Below are 22,316 nucleotides of genomic sequence, written 5' to 3'. Positions count from 1 at the left end.
GCCGCCGCCACGCGCCATCCATGGCGCGGGGCGGCTAAACCGGCATCCCTGCCGGTTTACCCCCCAAATCCCTGTCGAATTCCGGCCAGCGTGGTTTGATGGGGCGCCTGAGATCAAGATCAAAAGCAGATCAAAAGCAGATCAAGAGAGGCTCGCTTCGCATCGTGGTTACTGTCGACCGCCTTCGCAGGCAAGCCAGCTCCCACCTCTGACCGAGGTCATTTCAGCTCATTTGCTCCCTTGAGAAGCCTGTAAACCACGCTTTTGCAGGCGTTGCCCGCAACCCTGTCACAGAACCGTCACGCCCCATCCCTAGCGTGCCCTCCCAGTTGCCGGGCCTCTTGCCTGGCGCCAACGGATTCTTGGGGAGGGTTTCATGTACAAGCGCACCGGGCTCGTCAGCTTTACGCTTACCGCCTTGGCCCTGGCGATAGCCTGCGAGCGGGTCAATGCCGCTGAAGCGGCCACTACCGAGCATGTCGATGTGGTCGGGCAAGCAGCTGCGATCGACAGCGCCCTCAAGGAGCAGCGCTCTTCCGATAGCATCAAGAGCGTGGTGCATGCTGACGGCGTCGCGCAGTTGCCGGATGAGAACGTTGCCGAGGCGGTGCAGCGCTTGCCGGGCATCAGTGTTGAGCGTGACCAGGGCGAGGGGCGCTTTGTGAGCGTGCGCGGCCTGGGCCCGGATCTCAACAGCGTGACCATCAACGGCACGCTGGTGCCATCCCCCGAGAGCGAGCGCCGTGCCGTGGCCCTCGATGTTCTGCCTTCGGAACTGGTGCAGTCGTTGTCCGTGATCAAGACGCTCACACCGGACATGGACGCCAACTCCCTCGGCGGCACCGTTGATGTGAAGAGCCTGTCGGCGTTCGATCACAAGGGGCTGTTCTACACCGGCAGCACCGAGGCCAGCTACGACAAGAACACTCACCAGACCAGCCCGAAATTCTCCGGCGCCGCCAGTAACCGGTTCAGCCTCGGCGACGGTATCGACAATTTTGGCGTGGCCGCGGCGCTCAGTTGGCAGAAGCGTGATTTCGGCTCGGACAACGTCGAAACCGGCGGCGCCTGGGACTTTACCAACGGCGCCCGGCTCAACGAATTCGAGCAGCGTGACTACGACATCAGCCGTGAACGCGCCGGGGGTGGCCTTAACTTCGATTACAAGCCCGATGACGTGAGCAGCTACTACCTGCGCACGCTCTACAGTCGCTACAAAGACACCGAAACCCGCAACGCCGCCAGCCTCGAGTTCGCTGACCCGCAAGCGCCTGGCGAATTGGGCGAAGCCGAGGGCAAGCGCAAGCTCAAGAACCGCGAGGAAACCCAGGAAATCCAGTCCTACGTAGTGGGCGGTGAACGCATGCTCGGCCTGTGGACCTTGAGCGGCCAGGCCGGGTACAGCCGTTCCAGCGAAGATAGCCCGGGGCATATTGCCGGTGCGACCTTCGACGGCGGTGACTTTGCTGACAGCGGCTTCTACGACAAGGCCAAGCCGCGCCCGATCGTTGGTAGCGGTTTCTACGACCCTGCCAATTTCAGCCTCGACAAAGTTGACTGGGAAAAACAGCACACCCAGGACACCGAGAAAAACCTGCGCCTGGACCTGGCCCGCGACTATGACCTTAGCGGTTACGCATCCCAGTTCAAGTTCGGCGGCAAGGTCAGCCGGCGCCACAAGGACAATGACCTGGAAGCCTGGGTCTACAAGGACCTGGATGAACAGGGCTTGAGCGATGAACAACTCAACCTCACGCAGTTTCAGAAGGGCAACGTCGACTACCGTCTCGGCCGCTTTGGCCCAGGCATCAGCGCGGGCAATATCCGCCAGTTGATCGGTGGCCTCAATCGCGATGACTTCTATGACTCCACCGAATCCACGGTCAACGACTTCACTATTCGCGAAGACATCAACGCCGGCTACCTGATGAACACCGTCGATATTGACGACTGGCGCTTCATCGCCGGCATGCGTTACGAGGGTACTGAGTTCGAAGCCAAGGGCACCGGCGCCACGGACGGCCAGTTCAGCGCCACCGAGACCAAGCGCCGTTATCACCATTGGCTACCGGGCCTGCATGCGCGCTACCAGATTGACAAGAACACCCAGGTACGCGCCGCCTGGACCAAATCCGTGGTGCGTCCGACCTTTGGCCAATTGGCCCCTGGTTTTGTGATCGACGATGACGAAGCCACCTTCGGCAACCCAGACCTCAAGCCGCTGGAATCAAGCAATCTGGACCTGGGCATCGAGCATTTCATGGGCCGTGCCGGTACCGTCTCGGCCTTCGTGTTCTACAAAGACCTCCAGAACTTCGTCTACAACACCGACGTGGCCGGTACCGGTGCCTGGGCCAACTTCGCCGAGGCGCACACCTTTGCCAACGGCGACAGCGCCAAACTCTATGGCCTGGAACTGGCCTATTCACAGAAGTTCGACTGGCTGCCGGCGCCGTGGAACGGCCTGATGATCGGCGCCAACAGCACCTTCAGCCGTTCCAGCGCGGACATCGAGGGTTTCGACAGCGCCAGCGGGCGCAATCGCAAGCGCAACATCAGCCTGCCCAACCAGTCCGACACGGTCGGCAACCTGATGCTCGGTTGGGAAGACGACAAGCTCAGCCTGCGCCTGTCGGCCAATTACAAATCGGCCTACTTGTACGAGTTGGCGTCGATCAACGACAAGGCCCATGACCTGCACGTCGACGCGCAAACCTTCGTCGATTTCAGCGCGCGCTACTCACTGACCAAGAACCTGCAGGTCAGCTTCGAGGCACAGAACCTCACCGACGAGTCGTACTTCGTCTACACCGGCCACCGCAGCTACAACGGCCAGTACGAAGAGTACGGCCCCACCTACAAGCTGGGCCTGACCTTCACCCATTTCTAACCATTGCCCCCCTGTAGGAGCGAGCTCGCTCGCGAAAAAACTCAACGATAACGCGGGTCGCCTGAATGAACGTGGCGCCTGTGCGTTTTTCGCGAGCAAGCTCGCTCCTACAGGGCATCAGGGCAAACCGTCCCAAACGGGATCTCCATTGTTTTCGAAGGATTGTCTGTTCATGAGAATTTCCAAGCTGTGCCTGCTGGTTGCGTTGATAACCAGCGGCAATGCGTTCGCCACCGAGTTGCCGTTGACCCCTTGGGCACCCAGCCTGAATGCCCAAGCCGTGGCCTTCCTGCCCGGCGGCACCCAGCGCGTGGCCGCCAGCGCCCGCGATGGCCTGTTGTTGCTCGACGATAAAGGCACCGAACTGGCCCGGTTCAAGGGCCGTTTCAGCAGTCTGGACACCCGCGCTGCCGGCACTCAATCGCTGATCGCAAGCCTCGATAACGACCGCCAGCAGGCCTTGCTGATCGGTCTGGATGGCGCCGGAAAAACCTGGGGTGCGCCGCTGTACCTGCCGACCCGCGACTTTGCGGTCAATAGCCTGTGCCTCTATCACGATTCGGCGGCCAACCTGTTTGTGTTCCTGGTCGGTGAAGAGGGCAAGGGCGAGCAGTGGCTGGTGGGCAATGGTTCGACCCTGCTGGCCCAGGCGCAGCGTGTTCGCAGCCTGCCACTGCCGCCATCGGCGCAGTACTGCCAAGTGGATGATGCAGCCGAGCGATTGGTGGTGAACGAGCAAAACGTCGGCTGGTGGGCCTACCCGGCGCACCCGGAAGCCGAGGTTAAGCGCACGCCCGTGACGCTGTTCGACGACCCCGCGCGGGAAGCAGGCGCCATGGCGCTGGTGCCGGGCGGGATGCTCGCGCTGGACCCGAAAACCGCGCAGTTGCAGCTGTTCCAGCAAGTCGGGGAGCGTTGGGTTGGGCAATCCAGCCTGGCCTTGCCGGGCCTCAAAGAACCGGAGCAACTGGTGATACAGGGCCGGGAGGTGTTGGTGCGGGACGACGACAGCGGCCAGCTCTATCAGGGCCGCCTCGACTGGCAAGCCACGCCGGTGCCGGTTGCGCCGACACTTGCGCAAGTCGCCGCACTGCGCCAGACCGAACCCGTGGGTCGCCAAGGCGACGCGGCGGATGACCCGGCCATCTGGATTCACCCTGAAACGCCGGCCAAAAGTCGTGTGCTGGGGACCAACAAGAAACAGGGCCTGCTGGCCTACGATCTCGACGGCAAGTTGCTGCAGGAGCTGGCAGTGGGGCGCCTGAACAATGTCGACCTACGCCCAGGCTTCAAACTGGGTACGCAAACCGTCGACCTGGCCGTGGCGAGTAACCGCGACCGCAACAGCCTGAGCCTGTTCAGCATCGACCGTCAGAGCGGCGAGCTGCGTGAAGCCGGTGAGGTTCCCACGCCACTCAAGGAGATCTATGGCATTTGCCTGTACCAGCCCGCCAGCGGCGAGCTTTACGCGTTTGCCAATGACAAGGATGGCACCTTCCTGCAATACCGCCTGAGTGCCCCGGCTGGCCGTGTGCAGGGCGAGTTGGTGCGCCAGTTCAAAGTCGACAGCCAACCCGAGGGCTGTGTGGCCGATGACCAGCGCCAACGCTTGTTCATCGGTGAGGAAGATGTCGGCGTGTGGGCGATGGATGCCCGTGCCGAGCAACCGGCCACGCTCACTTCGGTGATCAAAGTCGGCGCGCAACTGCATGCGGACGTCGAAGGCCTGGCGTTGTATCAAAGCCCCGCACGGGATTACCTGGTGGTCTCCAGCCAAGGCAATGACAGCTACCTGGTGCTGGACGCCGAGCCACCATTCGCTGTACGCGGCGCCTTGCGCGTTGGCCTCAATGCGGCCGCCGGCATTGATGGCGCCTCGGAAACCGATGGCCTGGAGGTCACTGCCGTCAACCTCGGCGGGCCCTGGAGCCAGGGCATGCTGGTGGTGCAGGACGGGCGCAAGCGCATGCCCGAGCAAGCCCAGAACTTCAAGTTCGTGCCCTGGGCCGAGGTGAGCCGCGCGTTGAAATTACCTTGAGCTGTCATCACGCAGTCATCCGTTTTTAATCGAATAGGAGCTTCACCATGCACGCGACGATGGAACATATGACGATCTGGAGCTTGATCAGCGACGCCAGCCTGTTGGTCAAGGCCGTGATGATCACTTTGCTGTTGGCATCCTTGCTCAGCTGGTACCTGATCATTCAGCGCAGCGGTGTGCTGCGTGGCCTGGAACGGCAGCTTAACGGCTTCCTGGCGCGCTTTCGCGTGGCGTCGGACCTGCAGCCCTTGTATCGCGAAACCGTGCAGGCAGGCGAGGGCGGTGTGGCGCCGATTTTTATTGCCGGCATGCAGGAATACCAGCACCTGCACCACCACGATCCGGCCGTGCTTGAGGGTGTGGAGCGCGCCTTGCAGGTAGCGATCACCGAGCAGGAACTGGAGCTGGAAAAGGGCCTGCAGTTTCTGGCGACGGTGGGGTCGGTCAGCCCCTATATCGGCCTGTTCGGGACCGTGTGGGGCATCATGAATTCGTTCCTTGGCTTGTCCCAGGTGCAGCAGGCCACGCTATCGACCGTGGCACCGGGCATTGCCGAAGCCTTGATTGCCACGGCCATTGGCCTGTTTGCGGCGATTCCGGCAGTGATCGCCTATAACCGTTTCGCGGCACGCAGCCAGACCTTGCTCACGCGCTACTACGCTTTTGGCAATGAGCTGCAAGTGCACCTGCACCGCACGCTGCGCGGTACCTCGAACAATCTGGCCGTGGCCGCCTGAACAAGGAGCAAAGCGATGTTGACCAGGCCGCAACGCAAGCACGGGCCCAAGGCCGAGATGAACGTGGTGCCCTACATCGACGTGATGCTGGTGCTGCTGGTGATCTTCATGGTCACCGCGCCCATGCTCACCCAGGGTGTGAAGATCGAACTGCCCAAGGTCGCCGCCGAGGCGCTGGCCACCGATACGCGCCAGCAGATCCTGACGTTATCGGTGAAGGCCGACGGTGGCTACTACTGGAACCTGGGTGACGAACTGGATACCCGCCAGCAGACCGACAGTGCGGTGACCCTGGAAGAAATGAGCGCCAAGGTCATGCAGGTGGTGGCGGCGCGCAGCGATACCCAGGTGTATATCCGTGCTGACGACACTGCCGGTTACGGCCGTGTGGTGGCGGCCATGGCGGTGCTGCAGAAGGGCGGTGTCAGCAACCTTGGGCTCGTCACCGAGGCCCCACAATGACGGCGATGAGCATGCGCAGTCCGGCACTGGCCTTGGCGCCCAACGGCGATGGTTTCTGGCGCAAAAGTCTGGCAGCGAGTCTGGCCGTGGCGCTGCATGGTGCGGTGGCCGTGGCGTTGATGCTGGGCTGGTCAACGGAGCGACCAAGGGTGGATGCGCCACGGGTGATGCACACGCAGTTGGTGGTTTTACCAGCGCCGACGCCAACGCCGACACCCGAACCCGTCGCTGCCGCGCTGCCAGAACCTGTTGTTATCCCGGTACCGACCAAACTGGCAGTTGATCCGCAGGTCCATGCGCAAAAGCTCGAGAAAGCCGCCCTGGCACGCAAGCGGGTGGAAGAGAAGAAACTCGAGCAAGAACAACAGCGCATGGCAACCGAGCAGCGCAATCGTGAGTTGGAACAGCAACGCCTGAGCCAGGCGCGTGCCGCTGCGGAAAAAGCCCAAGCCGCCGTGCCTTCGCCTGCCACAGCATTCGACAGCCGCCAGTACCAGCCCTTGAGCAAGGCCGCGCCGGACTACCCCGAACGCGCCTTGGACAAGAACATCGAAGGCGACTGTTCAGTGGAGTACACCGTCAATACCCAGGGCCACGTGGAAAACCCCAAGGTGCTGGACGGCTGCCACCCGTTGTTCATTCGGCCCTCATTGGCGGCGGCCAATACTTTTCGCTACCAGCCGAGAATCGTCGATGGCAAGGCTGTTGCCGTACCGGCGGTGCGCAATACCTTCCACTACCGCATCAAATGAGTTTCTCCTGGCGGTGGTTCAGTTGAAGACTCAGTGACGGACACACCGCCTTCGCGAGCAAGCCCGCTCCCACAGGGGATCTGTGCCAGGCGCAGATTTTGTGGGCAATACATAACCAATGTGGGAGCTGGCTTGCCTGCGAAAGCGGTGGTTCAGTTAGAGATTCAGTGACTGACACGCCGCCATCGCGGGCAAGCCCGCTCCCACAGGGGATCTGTGCCAGGCGCTGATTCTGTGGGCAATGCATGGTCAATGTGGGAGCTGGCTTGCCTGCGAAAGCGGTGGTTCAGTTGAATATTCAGTGACTGACACACCGCCTTCGCGGGCAAGCCGTCAAGCATTCGCTAGGTTACTTAACTCAAGGCCCGCCACATACCGTTCCAGATTTGCCAGGAACGTGTCCGCAATTTCTTCCTTGCTGTTGGTCGAAATAGCCGAAGTATGCGGCGACAGCCGTACCCTCGGATGGCTGTACAGCGGGTGCCCGTCGGGCAGTGGCTCTGGCTCGGTGACGTCGAGGGAAGCCAGGCCGATCTGGCCGTTATCCAACGCGTGCAACAGCGCTTGCTGATCGAGCAGGCCACCGCGGGCAATGTTGATCAGGTGCAGCCCCGGCTTGGCGCTGGCCAGTACATTACGGTCGATGATATGCCGCGTCGCTTCGGTCAGGGGGGCCGCCACCACCAGGTGATCGGCGCGGGCAAACAGGTCGTGGATGTCGTTGGCCGCTTCCACGCCATCGAGGCCGAACGGCGTTGTGCTTTGACGTAGCGCCACGACCTTGAGCCCCAGTGCCAGGGCCTTTTGCGCCAGGCTTGCGCCAATCGCGCCAAAGCCCAAAAGGCCCAGCGTGGTGCCTTTGAGCGGGCGCAGCGCGGTGAACTGCCATTGGGCATCCTTTACCCAGATATCCGGCAAATGCTTGGACGCGGCAAAGATCGCCGCCAGGGCGAACTCGGCCAGGTTATCGGCGGCGCTGCCGCGGGAAGTGGTCACGGGTGGGCCGTTGAAGAGCCACTGGGGGTAGAAGTCGATACCCGACGACACCAGGTGCACCCACTGTGCGCCGTAGGGCCAGCCCGGTGGCGGGGTGTCGGGGGCGGTGTAGCCACGCACATTGATCGGGCGCAGCAGCAGGATATTGGCGTGGGGCGGCAAGTCACTGGGCACACCGACCGGCACGCCGATTACCTGGGCTTCGGGGTGCAGTGGGGCAAGGCGCTCCCGGATCACCTGGTTGAAGTCTTCGTCCAGTTGGCTGGCAATAATCACCTGGCTCATGTGCGTTCCTTTTGGCGCTGGTTGAACACCGCTTTGCCGACGCCTTGCAGCACGGCGTCATTTTGCGGAGTGTGGACGCGGCTGCACAGCACATCGCGGTAATGCCGTTGCAGTGGGCTATGGCGTGACAGGCCAGGGTTGCCCGAGGCTTCGATGGCCAGCTCGACCGCACGGATTGCATTGCCGGTCACCAGGTACTTCACCTGTGCGGCATTGGCCGTTGGCGTTTGGCCCGCGGCGGCAGTGTCGAGCAGGCTGCGGTTGGCAAACAGCAACGTGTCGATATGGCCGACGGTCTCCTGAAAACGCGGCAGGGTGGACAATGCCGCGCCGAGATTTGACGGCTTGCGCTCCTCCAGCCAGCTCACCAGCCAGTCCCGCGCCGCCTGAGCCACGGCGTCGTACACCGACGACAGCAACACCGACATCCACAGGAAGCCTTCGCCATCCAGCTCCGCTTGCGGGGCGCTCCAGGGGCTGACGCTGACCGCATGGTCCAGGGGCACCAGAACGTTGTCGAGCACCACCTCATGGCTGCAGGTGGCGCGCATACCCAAGTGGTCCCAGGTGTCGATGATGCTGACCCCGGGGCTGGCCTTGGGCACCAGCCAGGCGCCTACCAGCGGGTCGGTGTCGTCGCTGCGCGCCCACACGCTGAACCAGCTCAGGCCATGGCTGCCGGTGGAGTAGAGCTTGCGCCCACTGATACGCCAGCCCTCGGCGGTGCGCACCGCGGTGGTGGCCGGCAAACCGCCACGGGCCGGGGTGCCCAGGTCGGGTTCGACACGCAGGGCATTGATCAGCGCGCCGTTTTGCACCGCCTCTTGCGCGACCTGCACGCGCAGGTGTGCGGGCCAACTCTGGTTGTCTTGCAGGCGGGCGTGTTGCAGGTATTGCATCACCAGGATCAATGCCGTGGACGGTTCGCCCTTGGCGATGGCGCTGATGACCTTGCGCGCCTGGGCCAGGCTGGCGCCACCGCCGCCGAGTTTTTTCGGCACGGTCAGGGCGATGAGGTGGTGTTGGTGCAACAGCCTGAAATTGGCGTGGGGGAAGGCGCCGCTTTCGTCATACAGGGGCGCGGTGTTGGCCAGCTCGGCGCTGAGGTGGTCAAGCAGGGCGTCGAAATCGACGGCTTCCACAGCCTTGAGAGACGGTTGAGTCATAAGTCTGTACTCGGTCAAAAGTGTGGCAGGGTGGCAAGCCCTGAACACCTGTAGGAGCGAGCAAGCTCGCTCCTACAGGGGGGAGCCTTCAGGCCAGGGCTTGTTCGGTGGCTTCGATCACGCGGTAGCGGTTCGCTGGCACTTCCAGGCCGAGATTGTCCCGTAGGGTGTGGCCGCTGTACTCGGTACGGAACAACCCCCGCTGTTGAAGCACCGGCACCACCAGCTCAGTGAAATACTGCAAGCCATCCGGCAGCACCGAGTTGATGATGAAACCATCGCTGGCGCCGCTCTCGAACCAGGTCTGGATCGCGTCCGCGACCTGTTCCGGGGTGCCGACAAAGTCGCGCTGGGGCCGCGAGAAGCGCAGGGCCACCTCGCGCAGCGTCAGGCCTTCGTCGCGGGCCAGTTGCTTGATACGCTCGGAGCCACCTTTCTGGCTGTTGGCGCCCAGGTCGCCCAGTTCGGGGAAGGGCGCATCCAGCGGGTATTGGCTGAAATCATGGTCGTTGAACGGCCGGCCGAGGGCGACGATGGCGTCTTCCACGGTGACCAGCGCCACGGCTTGCTGGTAGCGGCTTTCCACTTCGGCGGCATCACGCCCGACAATCGGGCGAATACCCGGCAAAATCGACAGGCTGTCCGGGTCGCGGCCAAAGCGCTTGGCGCGGCGTTTCAAATCGGCGCTGTAGGCCTTGCCCTCGTCGATAGTTTCCACATGCACGAAAATCGCATCAGCGTTTTCAGCGGCAAAGTTACGCCCATCCTCCGAAGTGCCCGCCTGGAAAATCGCCGGTTGGCCCTGGCGCGAGCGCGCGATGTTCAGCGGGCCTTTGACCGAGAAGAATTCGCCCTTGTGGTTAAGCGCATGCAACTTGCCCGGGGTGAAGAATTCGCCGCTGTGCTTGTTATAGGCAAAGGCGTCGTCCTCCCAGGAATCCCACAGGCCCTTGACCACATTCAGGTGTTCCTTGGCGATGCGATAACGCACGGCGTGGGGCGGGTGCTCGGCCTTGCCGAAGTTATCGGCGGTGCCGCTCAGCCACGAGGTGACCACGTTCCAGCCGGCGCGGCCGCCGCTGATATGGTCCAGCGAAGCGAACTGGCGTGCCACCTGGTAAGGCTCGGTGTAGCTGACGGTCACGGTGGCGACCAGGCCGATGTGAGTGGTCAGTGCGGCCAGGGCCGAGAGGATCGTCAGCGGCTCGAAGCGGTTGAGGTAATGGGGGCTGGATTTGGGGTGGATATGCAGGCTGTCGGCGATGAACACGAAGTCGAACCGCGCGGCTTCGGCCAGTGCGGTCTGCTGTTTGTAGAAGCCGAAATTGGTGCTGGCGTCGGGTTGTGCCTGCGGGTGGCGCCATTCGCCCCAACCGTGGCCGACGCCGTGCACCATGGCACCGAGTTTCAATTGACGTGGCTTGCTCATGTTCTGCTCCTTAGCGCGAGGCTTGTTCGAGGGGGATACGCTTGGCGTTGAAGCTGGAATCGAAGCCCTGGGAGACGTCGATGTGTTTGCTCAGCAGGCCTTCTTTGACATAGGTGTCGGCGGTGGCTTGCAGGCCGTGGATCACGCTGTCGTCAATCGTGACGGGGGACAGGTGGGTGTCTTTGGCGACTTCGATATGCACGGCCAACGGCAGGCCAGTGATCTTGGCCTGGGCAGCGGCGTATTGCTCGGGATGGGTATTGGCCCAGGCGTAGGCGCGATCAATGCGGGCGACAAAGTCGTCCAGTTGCACACGCTTGTCGGCAATGGCCTGGCCGGTAGCGGCGAAGTACAGATGATTGCTCAGCAGGTGCTTGCCGCTGACCAGCACGCGAGCATTGCTTTGTGAGGTGACCACGGTGGTGTAAGGGTCCCATGTCGCCCAGGCATCGGCGGTGCCGTTGTCGAGTACCAGCCGGGACTCGGCGGGCAGCAGGAAGATGAACTGCACATCCTGGGTGGTCAGCCCGGCGTTGTTAAGGGCCTTGATCGCCAGGTAATGCCCGATGGAGCCGCGCCCGGTGACGATCTTCTTGCCCTTGAGGTCGGCCGCGGTCTTGATCGGCGAATCCTTGGGCACCAGCAGCGCGGTGGTGTTACGGCCTTCGGCATGGATGATGCTGATCACCTTGATCGAGGCACCGGCGCCGAGGGCGAACACATAAGGGGCATCGCCCAGGGCGCCGACATCCACGGCGCCGGCATTCAGCGCTTCGCCCAGGGGCGAGGCCGAGGGGAATTCCGACCATTTGATCTCGTAGGGCACGTTCTGGCTTTCGCCCGAGGCTTCCAGCAGCGCCTTGATCGTGGATTTCTGGTTGGCTACGCGCAGCGGTTGCAGGTCGCCAGCCTGGACCGTGGAAAGTAGGCCGAGGGCCAGGGCAGTGCCCAGCAACAGGCGTTTGAATGGAATGGCGTACAGCATGGGCAAAACTCCAGGCGTTAGGTAAAGGAAAGTACCTCCGCCTGGAGAAGGGGTCGGTTGAGCGAAACGGTGCTGCGGTGAATCAGATCACGTAGAAACCATGGGTGCCGTCGCGGGCCAGTTGTTCCACGAGGCCGAACTCCCAATCCAGATAAGCCTGCATGGCTTCCCGTGGGTTGTCGGTGCCTTCGTAAGGGCGGCGGTAGCGGTCGATACGCGGGGACGCCAAGTGGCTTTCGCCTGATTCAAGGGGCAGTTGGCATTGATCCAGCCAGCCGTGCCGTCCTGCAGCAAAAAGACTGGCTTGCCGGTGAGCGCCTCGACTTCCGGCACCGCCAGGCGCGCCAGTTGGCTGCTGCCGCAGGTCAATACATAGCGTTGGGCGTTCGGTACCTTGGCCAGGGCCTCGGGCAGTTGCGCGCGCAGCACCCACCAGGCGCCGGGGATATGACGTTTCACGTAGTTGGCGCTGGCGGTGAAATCCAGCACCAGGGTGTCGCCATGGCCGAGCCAGTCGGCAAGGGTGTGGGGGCTGATCAGTTCGGCCTGGGGCGGCGGCGGTACTGGCGCGACCCATGCGCCGCGCTCGCTGAAGTGCTCCGCTTGCAGGTCATCCAATACGTACACCTGCCAGCCCAACTGGGCCAGCCATGACGCGGACATATTGGCGCGCACGCCGTCGTCGTCCACCAGTACCAGGCGCGCACCGCGCACACTGGCGACGTGGTCGGTTTCCTGCACCAGTTGCCCGCCCGGGGTGGCGCGGGCGCCCGGCAGGTGGCCGGCTTCGAATTCTTCTACGGTGCGCACATCGAACAGGTAAGTGGTGCGTGTCGCGTCCTGTTGCCAGCGCTGCAGATCATTGAGGGTTGCACGTTTTACCGAGGCTTTGTCGGCAACACCACGGGCCTCTTGGGCGGCCAGATGGCGATGGTTTTCCGAGGTCGGTGCAAACTGGCGCGTCTGCCCATGGGCGAGGGTCTGCCCGGCCAAGGTCCAGCCGATGGTGCCGTTGCGCAGGGCTGCCACCGGGTTGGGGAGGCCGGCGTTGATCAACGACTGGGTGCCGATAATGCTGCGGGTGCGCCCGGCGCAATTGACGATAATGCGCGTGGTCGGATCGGGCGCCAGTTCACGGGCGCGCAACACCAACTCGGCCCCCGGCACGCTGATGCCCGTGGGGATGCTCATGGTCTGGTACTCGTCGAAACGCCGCGCATCGAGCACCACCACATCGGCCTGGCTGTCGAGCAAGGCCTGGACCTCTTCGGCGGCCAGGGACGGCGTATGACGCTGGTTCTCCACCAGTTCGCCAAACGCCTTGCTCGGTACGTTGACGTCGATAAACAGCTCGCCACCGGCCCGGCGCCAACCGTCCAGCCCACCCTCCAGCAGGCTGACCTGGGTGTAGCCCAGTGCAACCAGGCGTTCGGCGGCGCGCTGGGCCAGCCCTTCGCCGTTGTCGTACAGGGTGACTTGGGTATCGCGGCGTGGAATGCGCGCGTACACCTCCAGTTCCAGCTTGGACAAGGGGATATTCGCGGCGAACAGCGGATGGGCCTCGGCAAAGGGGGCTTCCTCACGCACGTCAATCAGGGCGACTTCTTCGCGTGCCAACAGGGCCTGGCGAATCTGCGCAAAGCTGCGGGTCGATAGGGTGGTCATAGGGCAGGGCTCTTTTCTTTGGACAGGTCCCAGATGTTCGGGAGATAGGCGTTGGAATAACCGGAGATAAACAGTTTTTCGCTGCCGTCGGGTTGATACACCGCCCGGCGCACCGCGCCGATATTGGCGCCGTATACGTGGATGCTGATGGACACCTGGTCGTCGTGGGCATTGCTGACCTGATGGATATCGCCGACCTTGGGCGACACCGCCTCGACCTGGCCGGGCAGCAGTTGCTCGGGTTCGCCTTGCGCTACCAGGCTGCCGCCCGGCGCCCGGGCAAACCCCTGGGAAAACTCCGCCCCGCGCAACATGCCGATCAGCCCCCACACCCGGTGGTCATGAATCGGCGTGCGTTGCCCCGGCCCCCACACAAAGCTGACCACGCTGAAGCGCTGGCGCGAATCGGCATGCAGCAAGAATTGCTGGTAGCGCTCGGGGTCGGGCTGGGCGAACTCGTCGGGCAGCCAATCATCGTGGCTGACCAATTGCGCCAGCAGCTTGCCGCCACGGTGCAGCAGGTCGCCTTCACGCGGGTTGCCGTCGATCAATTCCGCCAGGGCGCCTATGAAGGCTCTGAGTCTCTCGGGGTGTCGGGCCTGGGTCATGACCATTCCATCGGGCTGTTGGTGTGCTTTTATCTAAGCATAATGTTTATTTTTAATATGCTATTTTTTAATGATTAGCTTATAGCCGAAGGTAATTTAGAACCGGTTTGAATAGTGTTAGACGTTATTGATCATTGGGTGGGCTATCCAGACCTGTGTGCGGCCACTATGCTTCACGCACATCTTAATGACTGATCTGTATGTGCGGCCCAAATGAAAATTGACGATATCGATGCCTTTGTCGAAGTGATTCGTTGCCAGTCCATCAGCCATGCCGCCGCGTCGTTGCAGCTGACCCAGCCAGCCATCACCCGCCGCGTGCAGAACTTCGAGCAGGCCCTGGGGGTGGAGCTGTTCGACCGCAACACCAAGCCGCTCAAGCCAACGCTGATCGGTACTCGCGTTTATGAACAATGCCGGTTGATCCTGCGCGAGATGGATGCCCTGCGCGAACTGGTGGCCACCGATGCTCCGCCCACCGGCGTGCTGCGCTTGGGTGTACCGCAGACCATCGGCGATGTGGTGCTGCTGGACGCGCTCAAGCACCTGCGCAGCGAATACGCCGACCTGCGCGCCCAGGTTGCCACCGGCTGGGGCAGCCAATTGGTCGGCAAGATCGAACGCGGCGAACTGGATGCGGCGGTGGCGTTGTTCCCTGCGGGCAAGATCTTCCCGGACAACCTGGTGGGTGAGTCCATCGGCAAGATGGAGTTGGTGGTGGTCTGTGCCAAGGCGCAGTTGCCGAAGAAACCGTGCAAGCTGGCGGACGTGTACCAGAGCGGTTGGATTCTCAACCCGGACGGCTGCGGGTTCCGTGCGGGGTTGCAGCGCACCTTGTCTGACCAGGGCCTGGCGCTGCGGGTGAACCTGGAAACCTTTGGCACTGAACTGCAACTGGGGCTGGTGGCTGATGGCCTCGGCCTTGGCCTGGTGCCACGTCCGTTGCTGGAACGCAGTGCTCATCGCGAGCACTTGGCGGCGATGCCTCTCAAGGATTTCAAGCCGGTGATGGATTTGTGGCTGATCTATCCGCATTTTCTCGGCAACCTGCAAGGGCCGGTGGATGCGTTTGGTCAATGGGTGGCGGATGCTTTGCACAAGATTCGCAGTGCTGCCTGACGTCCTGCCAGCCGACGCCTAACCACCTGACACCCCGCAATCAAACTGTGGGAGCTGGCTTGCCTGCGATGACGGCCTGCCAGCCGACACTTCTCTACCTGACACCCCACCATCCAACTGTGGGAGCGGGCTTGCTCGCGAAGACGGCTTGCCAGTCAACACGGTTGGATTGTGTACATATCCATTGCTGCGGTAACGGCCGCTTAGGGTTCCGCCCTGACGTGAACTGACCCCCGAATGTTGGACACCTGCCCCCTCGGGAGAGTGTTCCATGACGAAATACAACCTAGCGCTCAAGCAATCATTGATTGAAGAGTGCCTGTCTGCCAGTAGCATCCATGAGGTGGCCCTTAAGCATGACTTGAGTCCATCGCTCCTGCGACGCTGGGTCAAGGGTTTTGAAAAGCACGGCGCCTCTGGCTTGATCGCCAAGTACAGCCATTACGATGCCGAGTTTAAATTAAAGGTTTTGCAGTGCATCAAACAAGATGGACTGTCGGACCAACAGGCCTGTATACGGTTTGATATCCGTGGTCCAAGTAGTATCAGGCAGTGGCGAAAGCTGTACGATGAAGGCGGTGTAGAAGCACTACAACCGCAGCGTCTTAAAGAGTCCAGTATGCCCCGCAAACCTTCCAGGCAACCCAAAGCAAGTCCTGCTCTTCCTGCGGACGCAGAACTGACCCCTGCACAAATGCTCGCAGAACTGGCTTATCTGCGCGCGGAGAATGCCTATCTAAAAAAGCTCGATGCCTTAATCCAAGCGGATCCCCGTACTGCGCAGCCAAAAAAACGCAGGCCGTCCAAGGATTGAGGCATGAGCATCCACTTGCTCTGTTGCTACGTGCTGCGGCACTGGCACGCAGCACCTTCTATTACCAAAGCAAAACACTGCTAACCGACAAGCATGCCGGCCTTAAAGATCGCATCCGCAGCGTCTATCACGGGCATAAGGGGCGTTACGGCTACCGCCGCATCGCCGCGACCCTTGGAAACAGTGGTGAGTTGATCAATCACAAAAAGGTGTATCGACTGATGCAGGTGATAGGCCTCAAGTCGCTGGTCAAAGTGAAGAAATATCGCTCTTACCGAGGTGCTGAAGGGCTTGTTGCGCCTGATCTACTAAAGCGCGAATTCAAGGCAGAAGCCCCTAACGAGAAATGGGCAACCGACGTGACGGAGTTCAAGGTGAAGGGGCAAAAGCTGTTTCTCTCGCCTCTCATGGATTTGTACAACGGCGAGATCCTGGCTTACCAGATCAACCGACGTCCCGAATTCAGGATGGTTTCGACGATGCTGGAAAAAGCCTTCGGGCGACTGAATCAAGGTGACAAACCGATACTGCACTCCGACCAGGGTTGGCAGTACAGGCAGCCTATCTACCGACACATGCTGGCCGAAAAGAGCATCGAGCAGAGCATGTCGCGCAAGGGTAATTGCTTGGACAATGCCGCCATGGAGAGTTTTTTCGGCACGCTCAAGAGCGAGTTTTTCTATTTGGAGTCATTTGAGAGTGTGGAGCAGTTGGCATCAGGCATAGAGGATTACATCGCCTACTACAACCAAGACCGCATAAGCCTCAGACTAAATGGCTTGAGCCCGGTACAATTTCGGACTCAGGCATTAAATCAATAGCGTCCCCTGTCCAACTTTCGGGGGGCAGTTCAACGGCGGGTCACTTTTGGAAGGACCCAAAAGTAACCAAAAGGTCCTCGCCCCACCACTCGGCACCTCGCTTTGGCTCGGTGTGCCCGTAATCCGCCAGTGATTTGGGGGGCCGCCGCCACGCGCCATCCATGGCGCGGGGCGGCTAAACCGGCATCCCTGCCGGTTTACCCCCCAAATCCCTGGCGAATTCCGGCCAGCGTGGTTTGACGGGGCGCCTGAGATCAAAAGCAGATCAAGATCAAGAGCGGCTCGCTTCGCATCGTGGTTACCGTTCCCAGATGGCTGGCTTGCCCTTTTTGTAGGAGCGAGCTTGCTCGCGAAAAACGTCAACGATAACGCGGGCTTCCTGAATGAGCGCGGTGCCTGTGAGTTTTTCGCGAGCAAGCTCGCTCCTACACAGGGTTGCATCACTGCACGTCCACTCGCTGCACTTGCAGCCCCAGCTGTTCATACGCCTGCACATCCGGCGCGTCCCACTCGGTAATCAGCGTATGAATACGGCTGCACGGCGCAACCACAAAGGGTTCCACTGCGCCGAGCTTGTCTGAGGTGGTCACGGCAATGACGTGGGACGCGCTGTCGAGCAAGGCTTGCTTGACGGCCACTTCACCAAAATGCAGCGAGGTAATGCCCACTTGCGGGTGCAGTGCGCAAACCCCGGTGAACAACAGGTCGGCCTTGACGCTCTGGATCAGGCGCACCGCTTCATGGCCGCCGGTGGAGAGGGTGGCTGGGTTGAGTGGGCCGCCGGCCAGGATGATCTTCACGTGCGGATGGTCGGCCAGGGCGATGGCGATCATCGGTGAGGGGGTGACCACGGTCAGGTGCAGTGCATGGGGCAAGCACTGCGCGATCTGCAAGGTGGTGGAGCCGGAATCGAACAGCACGATCTGGCCGTCTTCAACCCGGTCCGCCGCTACGCGTGCGAGGTGGCGCTTGACCTCGTCGGTCTCGCCGACACGGGTAAAGAAATCCTTGCCGGTATCCTTGGGCCGGGGCAGGGCGCCGCCGTGTACGCGTTGCAACAGGCCGGCGGCGGCGAGTTCGCCGAGGTCGCGGCGGATGGTGTCCTGGGACACGGCGAAATGCTCGACCAACTCGGAGGCGGTGACCTTGCCGTCGCGTTCCAGCAATAACAGAATCTTCTGCTTGCGCAGGGAAGGCAGGTCGATGGCGTGATGGGTGTTGTGCATGTTTGTGCGCTTTATTGCGGGTTTGTGCGAGATTAATCGCCAGCCTCTCTAAACGCAACGGCTGGTTGCCCACGCTCCTGCCGGTTAATCTCTGTGTTCAGTTCAGGGAGAGGTGACCCGATGCCGTTGATCACAACCATCGAAGACTTACGCAAGCTGGCGCAAAAACGTGTGCCCCGCATGTTCTACGACTACGCCGATTCCGGTTCCTGGACTGAGAGCACCTACCGCGCCAACGAAACGGATTTTGCACGTATCAAGTTCCGTCAACGGGTGGCGCGCAATATCGACGAGCGTTCGATCCGTGCCAGCATGATCGGCCAGGACATGGCCATGCCCGTGGCGCTGGCGCCGACTGGCCTGGCGGGCATGCAGCATGCCGATGGCGAAATCCTCACTGCCCGTGCCGCTGCCGCGTTCGGGCTGCGCTACACCTTGTCGACCATGAGTATCTGTTCGCTGGAAGACATCGCCGAGCATGTCGGCCAGCCGTTCTGGTTCCAGCTGTATGTAATGCGCGACCGCAGTTTTATCGAGCAGTTGATCGAGCGTGCCAAGGCTGCCGGGGTGGATGCATTGGTGCTGACCCTGGATTTGCAGATTCTGGGGCAGCGCCACAAAGACTTGATCAACGGCCTGTCCGCGCCACCCAAGCTGACCCTGCCGAACATTCTCAACATGATGACCAAGCCGCGCTGGGTGATGGGCATGTTGGGTACCCAGCGGCGCGGCTTTGGCAATATCGTCGGGCATGTGAAGGGCGTGGCCGACATGAGTTCGCTGTCGTCGTGGACCGCCCAGCAGTTTGACCCGCGCCTGAGTTGGGACGATGTGGCGTGGATCAAAAAGTGTTGGGGCGGCAAGCTGATCATCAAGGGCATTCTCGATGTGGAGGATGCACGCTTGGCGGCCGATTGCGGTGCCGATGCGTTGGTGGTGAGCAACCACGGTGGCCGCCAGCTTGATGGCGCGCCGTCGAGCATCAGCCAATTGCCGGCGATTGTCGAAGCCGTGGGCAACCGCATTGAAGTGTGGCTCGATGGGGGGATTCGTTCCGGCCAGGACGTGCTCAAGGCCATGGCACTGGGCGCCAAGGGCACCATGATCGGCCGCCCGCATTTGTATGGGTTGGGGGCGATGGGTGAGGCGGGGGTGACCAAGGCGCTCGATATCATCGCCCGCGAACTGGACGTGTCGATGGCGCTCTGTGGCTATAAGGATATACGCGAGGTGAATCGCGAAATCCTGTTGCCCGGTACCTTTCCTGGAAGCACGGCTTGAGCAAAAAAAACGTAAAAATATAAAAAGAGTTGTCCACGAAAACCGTGGGTATCTCTGTGGATAACTTTGCGAAGGCCCGGCAGCGTTGGCGATTTCAGCGAAGATCATTATTTGATCAACTTGCATTTCGGGCCAATATGGCCAGGGTTTGCGCTTGACAGCCAAGCGCGAACCCAGTGCCGAAAAGCGTATTTATGAGGCGTTATCACGGCCTGTGGAGTGTCTCACCACCTGGGCGGGCATCTTGGTGCGCATCAGGTTTTCCAGCGCCTGGCCATAACTGCGCCCGGCGAGGTTCATGCTGTTGTTGTGGCTGGCGCCTGGCACCAGCAACAGGTGCTTGGGTTGCTGGGCGGCTTCGAACAACTGCTGGCTGAAGCGCGGTGGTACGTAGCGGTCGTCGAGGCCGTGGACCACCAACAGCGGCATGTGGATGTCGGCAATCTTGTCGATGGAGTCGAACTTCTGCGACAGCAACCAGCGCACCGGCAATGAGGTGTTGGCAACGGCCGTGGCGACATCCGCCAGGGAGGTGAAGGTGGATTCAATTACCAGCCCGCGCACCGGCAGCGGCACCTGCTTGCCCAGTTCGGCAGCGAGGTCGATGGCGACCGCGCCACCCAGGGAGTGCCCGTAGATCAGGCGCTTGCTGGGGTCTGGTTGCAGGGTCTCGAAACGCTCCCAGGCAATGCGCGCGTCCTCGTACACCGTGGCTTCCGAGGGCAGGTCGCCCTGGCTTTGGCCAAAGCCGCGATAGTCGATGGCCAGGACCGAAAAGCCCAGGGCATGCAATTGCTCAATGCGAAACAATTGGCCCGTGAGGTTCCAGCGTACCCCGTGCAAATAGAGGATGGCCGGCGCGTCTTTGTTGGCTGCCGGGTACCACCAGCCATGAATGTTCTGCCCTGCTTTGAAACTGGCGGGCTTGAGTTCAAATTCCTGCACCGCCTTGGGCAGGCCGGTGTACCAGCCGGCGGTTCCCGGCTCGATGCGAAACACCAGTTCGCGCTCTTTGTGTTGCAGCACGGCGCAGCCGACTGGCAGGCCGACAATCAACACGGCCATGCACAGCCAGACAAACCAGCGCAGGCCCCGGCGAGGTATAGAAGCAGAAGACATGAAGGTTCCAGAACAAAGGTGAAGCACGGGTTTTACCAGATGGCCTGGGCGGGCAGGCATTAATGCGACGATCGTGGCCGATGAAAGTGTTACAGCATTGAACAATCCTCGTGCGGGTTGTTAGGGTGAGGGGCTGAACAGGAGGAAAAACATATGGATTTCACAGGTAAAACCGCAATCGTCACCGGAGGTGCGCGTGGCTTGGGACTCAGTTATGCACGAGCACTGGCGCAGGCTGGGGCCCGTGTTGTCATCAGTGATATTGGCGCCGACAACGTGGGCGCCGGCACCGATGTGTCGGTGGTGCAACAGGCCGCCGAGGCGTTGCGCGCAGAAGGGTTGACGGTAGCGGGCCACGGCGGTGACTTGTCCACGGACGAGGGGTGTCGCCAACTGATCACCTATACCCTCGAAACGTTCGGCCAACTCGATATTTTGATTCACAACGCCGGCTGGGTGGGCTACCAGCCCATCGCAGAACTCGACGCCACGTTCCTGCAGCGGGCCATGGACATCAACCTCTACGCACCGTTGTGGTTGTGCAAACATGCCTGGCCACATCTGCTGCGCTCTTCTGCGCCGCGCATCATCCTTACCACCTCCGACCGCGCCATGTATGCGCAATACGAACAGACCGGGCTGGTGGCCTACAGCGCCGGCAAGATGGCGCAAGTGGGGATCATGAACGCCTTGAGTCACGAAGGCGCTGAGGCCGGAGTGCTCGTCAACGCAATCTCGCCGGTAGCCAAGACGCGCATGTGGGGCGTGACCGAAGAACCGGACGAACTCAAGCCGGATTGGGTGACACCGGGCGTGTTGTTCCTGGCTTCCCGGCAGTGCACCGATACCGGCTATATCCTGCGCGCCAGCAATGGCCAATTCACTGCCACGCGTTTCAGCGAAAATCCTGGCGTGGATTACCCACGCAATCTTGCCCGGATCAAAGCAGGCAACGCTGAAGAAGTGGCCGCCGCGTGGTCACATATCAAACAGCCGCCCACCCAGGCCACCACCTGAATCTGTTTCCACCTACCAAGGCTCGACCATGAACGATAGCCCCGTGCGCATCACCGCCGAAGAAACCCTCTCGGACAACTGGTACCTGCTGAAGAAATACAGCTTCGACCTGCGCCGTCGCGACGGCAGTTGGCAAGCCCAGACCCGCGAGGTATATGACCGGGGCAACGGGGCGACCATCCTGTTGTATAACCGCGAACAACGCACGGTGTTGCTGATTCGCCAGTTCCGCATGCCTACGTTCGTCAACGATTACCCCGGCTACCTGATTGAAGCGGCAGCCGGTTTGCTCGACAACGCCAGCGCCGAAGAGCGCATCCGCCTGGAGGCCGAGGAAGAGACCGGCTATCGCGTGGGGCATGTGGAAAAAATCTACGCGGCGTTCATGAGCCCGGGATCGGTGACCGAGCGGATTCACTTTTTTATCGGCGAATATCAGCCAGGTGACCGAGTGGGGGCAGGCGGTGGCCTGGAAGAAGAGGGCGAGGATATCGAGGTGCTGGAGCTGAGCTTTGAGCAGGCGCTGGCGATGGTGCAGAGTGGGGAGATTGTGGATGGCAAGACGATTATGTTGTTGCAGCATCTGGAGTTGCGGATGTTGAAAGAGGGGTGGTGAGGTATGCCTTCATGTGCATAGGTATCTACGACGCTAAACTAAATCTGTGGCGAGGGAGCTTGCTCCCGCGACGGCCTGGCAGCCGACCCAGATCTACCTGACACCCCGCAATCAAACTGTGGGAGCTGGCTTGCCTGCGATGGCGGCCTGGCAGTCAACACAGTTGGACCGGGTACATATCCGTTATTTAGGTAACGGCCGCTTAGGGTTCCGCCCTGACGGCGGCTCACTTTCGAAAAGCGCGAAAGTAAGCAAAGCGCTCTTGCCCCACCACTCGGCACCTCGCC

At 61.3% G+C, this 22,316-nt stretch carries 17 protein-coding genes and 1 pseudogene; 10 read left to right on the top strand and 8 right to left on the bottom strand.

All coding sequences use genetic code 11. The annotated features are described in order from the left end of the window. The first annotated feature begins 376 nt into the window (after positions 1–376). From V8689_RS16150 to V8689_RS16130, 5 genes are all read left to right on the top strand, one after another. Positions 377–2,890: a TonB-dependent receptor gene (locus tag V8689_RS16150; RefSeq protein ID WP_056783878.1), complete on the top strand. Its 2,514-nt coding sequence runs from the start codon at positions 377–379 to the stop codon at positions 2,888–2,890. Positions 2,891–3,062: 172 nt separating this feature from the next. Beyond that, the gene (locus V8689_RS16145) at positions 3,063–4,928 is read left to right on the top strand and encodes a phytase (protein ID WP_056783880.1); all 1,866 of its coding nucleotides are present in this window, start codon (positions 3,063–3,065) and stop codon (positions 4,926–4,928) included. 47 nt (positions 4,929–4,975) lie between these two features. After that, positions 4,976–5,668, top strand: a complete 693-nt coding sequence (tolQ, locus tag V8689_RS16140) for a protein TolQ (protein WP_032896820.1) — start codon at positions 4,976–4,978, stop codon at positions 5,666–5,668. A gap of 15 nt (positions 5,669–5,683) precedes the next feature. Then, a complete protein-coding gene (gene tolR, locus V8689_RS16135) occupies positions 5,684–6,130 on the top strand; it encodes a protein TolR (protein WP_056783883.1) in 447 nt (148 codons plus the stop codon). Then, positions 6,127–6,882 carry an energy transducer TonB gene (locus V8689_RS16130; protein ID WP_056783884.1) on the top strand — a complete coding sequence of 252 codons (756 nt, stop codon included), beginning with the start codon at positions 6,127–6,129 and terminating at the stop codon, positions 6,880–6,882. The genes tolR and V8689_RS16130 overlap by 4 nt, the downstream gene beginning before the upstream one ends. 333 nt (positions 6,883–7,215) lie before the next feature. On the opposite strand, the gene V8689_RS16125 is transcribed toward V8689_RS16130, so the two are convergent. From V8689_RS16125 to V8689_RS16100, 6 genes and pseudogenes are all read right to left on the bottom strand, one after another. Then, positions 7,216–8,163, bottom strand: a complete 948-nt coding sequence (locus V8689_RS16125) for a D-isomer specific 2-hydroxyacid dehydrogenase family protein (RefSeq protein WP_060766387.1) — start codon at positions 8,161–8,163, stop codon at positions 7,216–7,218. After that, positions 8,160–9,329 carry an acyl-CoA dehydrogenase family protein gene (locus V8689_RS16120; RefSeq protein WP_056783891.1) on the bottom strand — a complete coding sequence of 390 codons (1,170 nt, stop codon included), beginning with the start codon at positions 9,327–9,329 and terminating at the stop codon, positions 8,160–8,162. The genes V8689_RS16125 and V8689_RS16120 overlap by 4 nt, the downstream gene beginning before the upstream one ends. A gap of 88 nt (positions 9,330–9,417) precedes the next feature. Further along, positions 9,418–10,758: an LLM class flavin-dependent oxidoreductase gene (locus V8689_RS16115; protein ID WP_056783894.1), complete on the bottom strand. Its 1,341-nt coding sequence runs from the start codon at positions 10,756–10,758 to the stop codon at positions 9,418–9,420. Between the two features lie 10 nt (positions 10,759–10,768). Beyond that, entirely contained in the window at positions 10,769–11,743 is a 975-nt protein-coding gene (locus tag V8689_RS16110; RefSeq protein WP_056783896.1) for an ABC transporter substrate-binding protein, read from the bottom strand. 82 nt (positions 11,744–11,825) lie between these two features. Next, positions 11,826–13,408 (bottom strand): annotated as a pseudogene (locus tag V8689_RS16105) (rhodanese-related sulfurtransferase). Continuing rightward, complete coding sequence (locus V8689_RS16100) at positions 13,405–14,016, bottom strand: cysteine dioxygenase (protein ID WP_056783902.1); 612 nt, start codon at positions 14,014–14,016, stop codon at positions 13,405–13,407. Before V8689_RS16100 ends, V8689_RS16105 begins: the two are co-directional and overlap by 4 nt. A gap of 213 nt (positions 14,017–14,229) precedes the next feature. Here V8689_RS16100 and V8689_RS16095 point away from each other — a divergent pair, with 213 nt between their 5' ends. Beyond that, positions 14,230–15,135: a LysR family transcriptional regulator gene (locus V8689_RS16095; RefSeq protein ID WP_032896831.1), complete on the top strand. Its 906-nt coding sequence runs from the start codon at positions 14,230–14,232 to the stop codon at positions 15,133–15,135. Between the two features lie 271 nt (positions 15,136–15,406). Then, positions 15,407–16,770, top strand: a protein-coding gene (locus V8689_RS16090) for an IS3 family transposase (RefSeq protein ID WP_155717239.1) whose coding sequence is annotated in 2 segments (ribosomal slippage) — positions 15,407–15,872 and positions 15,872–16,770 — 1,365 coding nt in all. Because the reading frame shifts where the segments join, the coding sequence is not laid out codon by codon here. Between the two features lie 440 nt (positions 16,771–17,210). Here the strand turns inward: V8689_RS16090 and V8689_RS16085 are convergent. Next, on the bottom strand, positions 17,211–17,996 hold the full coding sequence (locus V8689_RS16085; protein WP_056790555.1) for a DeoR/GlpR family DNA-binding transcription regulator: 786 nt from the start codon (positions 17,994–17,996) through the stop codon (positions 17,211–17,213). Between the two features lie 120 nt (positions 17,997–18,116). On the opposite strand from V8689_RS16085, the gene V8689_RS16080 reads away from it, so the two are divergent. After that, a complete protein-coding gene (locus V8689_RS16080; RefSeq protein ID WP_044270774.1) occupies positions 18,117–19,277 on the top strand; it encodes an alpha-hydroxy acid oxidase in 1,161 nt (386 codons plus the stop codon). Positions 19,278–19,469: 192 nt separating this feature from the next. Here V8689_RS16080 and V8689_RS16075 read toward each other — a convergent pair whose 3' ends face one another. Then, entirely contained in the window at positions 19,470–20,396 is a 927-nt protein-coding gene (locus V8689_RS16075; protein ID WP_056790558.1) for an alpha/beta hydrolase, read from the bottom strand. A gap of 153 nt (positions 20,397–20,549) precedes the next feature. On the opposite strand from V8689_RS16075, the gene V8689_RS16070 reads away from it, so the two are divergent. Beyond that, positions 20,550–21,413, top strand: a complete 864-nt coding sequence (locus V8689_RS16070; protein ID WP_056790561.1) for an SDR family NAD(P)-dependent oxidoreductase — start codon at positions 20,550–20,552, stop codon at positions 21,411–21,413. Positions 21,414–21,441: 28 nt separating this feature from the next. Further along, entirely contained in the window at positions 21,442–22,029 is a 588-nt protein-coding gene (locus V8689_RS16065; RefSeq protein ID WP_056790564.1) for an NUDIX domain-containing protein, read from the top strand. Positions 22,030–22,316 lie beyond the last annotated feature (287 nt).

The organism is Pseudomonas sp. AK181, assembly GCF_051122975.1.
Classification (GTDB): Bacteria; Pseudomonadota; Gammaproteobacteria; order Pseudomonadales; family Pseudomonadaceae; genus Aquipseudomonas; species Aquipseudomonas lactis.
The sequence above is the reverse complement of the archived record's forward strand: the minus strand, read 5'-3'. Positions and strand labels throughout refer to the sequence as shown.

Coding starts and splice junctions, on each gene's coding strand:
- V8689_RS16150 (WP_056783878.1), top strand. CDS start 377: ATGTACAAGCGCACCGGGCTCGTCAGCTTTACGCTTACCGCCTTGGCC.
- V8689_RS16085 (WP_056790555.1), bottom strand. CDS start 17,996: ATGCACAACACCCATCACGCCATCGACCTGCCTTCCCTGCGCAAGCAG.
- V8689_RS16075 (WP_056790558.1), bottom strand. CDS start 20,396: ATGTCTTCTGCTTCTATACCTCGCCGGGGCCTGCGCTGGTTTGTCTGG.
- V8689_RS16115 (WP_056783894.1), bottom strand. CDS start 10,758: ATGAGCAAGCCACGTCAATTGAAACTCGGTGCCATGGTGCACGGCGTC.
- V8689_RS16145 (WP_056783880.1), top strand. CDS start 3,063: ATGAGAATTTCCAAGCTGTGCCTGCTGGTTGCGTTGATAACCAGCGGC.
- V8689_RS16065 (WP_056790564.1), top strand. CDS start 21,442: ATGAACGATAGCCCCGTGCGCATCACCGCCGAAGAAACCCTCTCGGAC.
- V8689_RS16120 (WP_056783891.1), bottom strand. CDS start 9,329: ATGACTCAACCGTCTCTCAAGGCTGTGGAAGCCGTCGATTTCGACGCC.
- V8689_RS16080 (WP_044270774.1), top strand. CDS start 18,117: ATGCCGTTGATCACAACCATCGAAGACTTACGCAAGCTGGCGCAAAAA.
- V8689_RS16130 (WP_056783884.1), top strand. CDS start 6,127: ATGACGGCGATGAGCATGCGCAGTCCGGCACTGGCCTTGGCGCCCAAC.
- V8689_RS16125 (WP_060766387.1), bottom strand. CDS start 8,163: ATGAGCCAGGTGATTATTGCCAGCCAACTGGACGAAGACTTCAACCAG.
- tolR (WP_056783883.1), top strand. CDS start 5,684: ATGTTGACCAGGCCGCAACGCAAGCACGGGCCCAAGGCCGAGATGAAC.
- V8689_RS16095 (WP_032896831.1), top strand. CDS start 14,230: ATGAAAATTGACGATATCGATGCCTTTGTCGAAGTGATTCGTTGCCAG.
- V8689_RS16100 (WP_056783902.1), bottom strand. CDS start 14,016: ATGACCCAGGCCCGACACCCCGAGAGACTCAGAGCCTTCATAGGCGCC.
- tolQ (WP_032896820.1), top strand. CDS start 4,976: ATGCACGCGACGATGGAACATATGACGATCTGGAGCTTGATCAGCGAC.
- V8689_RS16110 (WP_056783896.1), bottom strand. CDS start 11,743: ATGCTGTACGCCATTCCATTCAAACGCCTGTTGCTGGGCACTGCCCTG.
- V8689_RS16070 (WP_056790561.1), top strand. CDS start 20,550: ATGGATTTCACAGGTAAAACCGCAATCGTCACCGGAGGTGCGCGTGGC.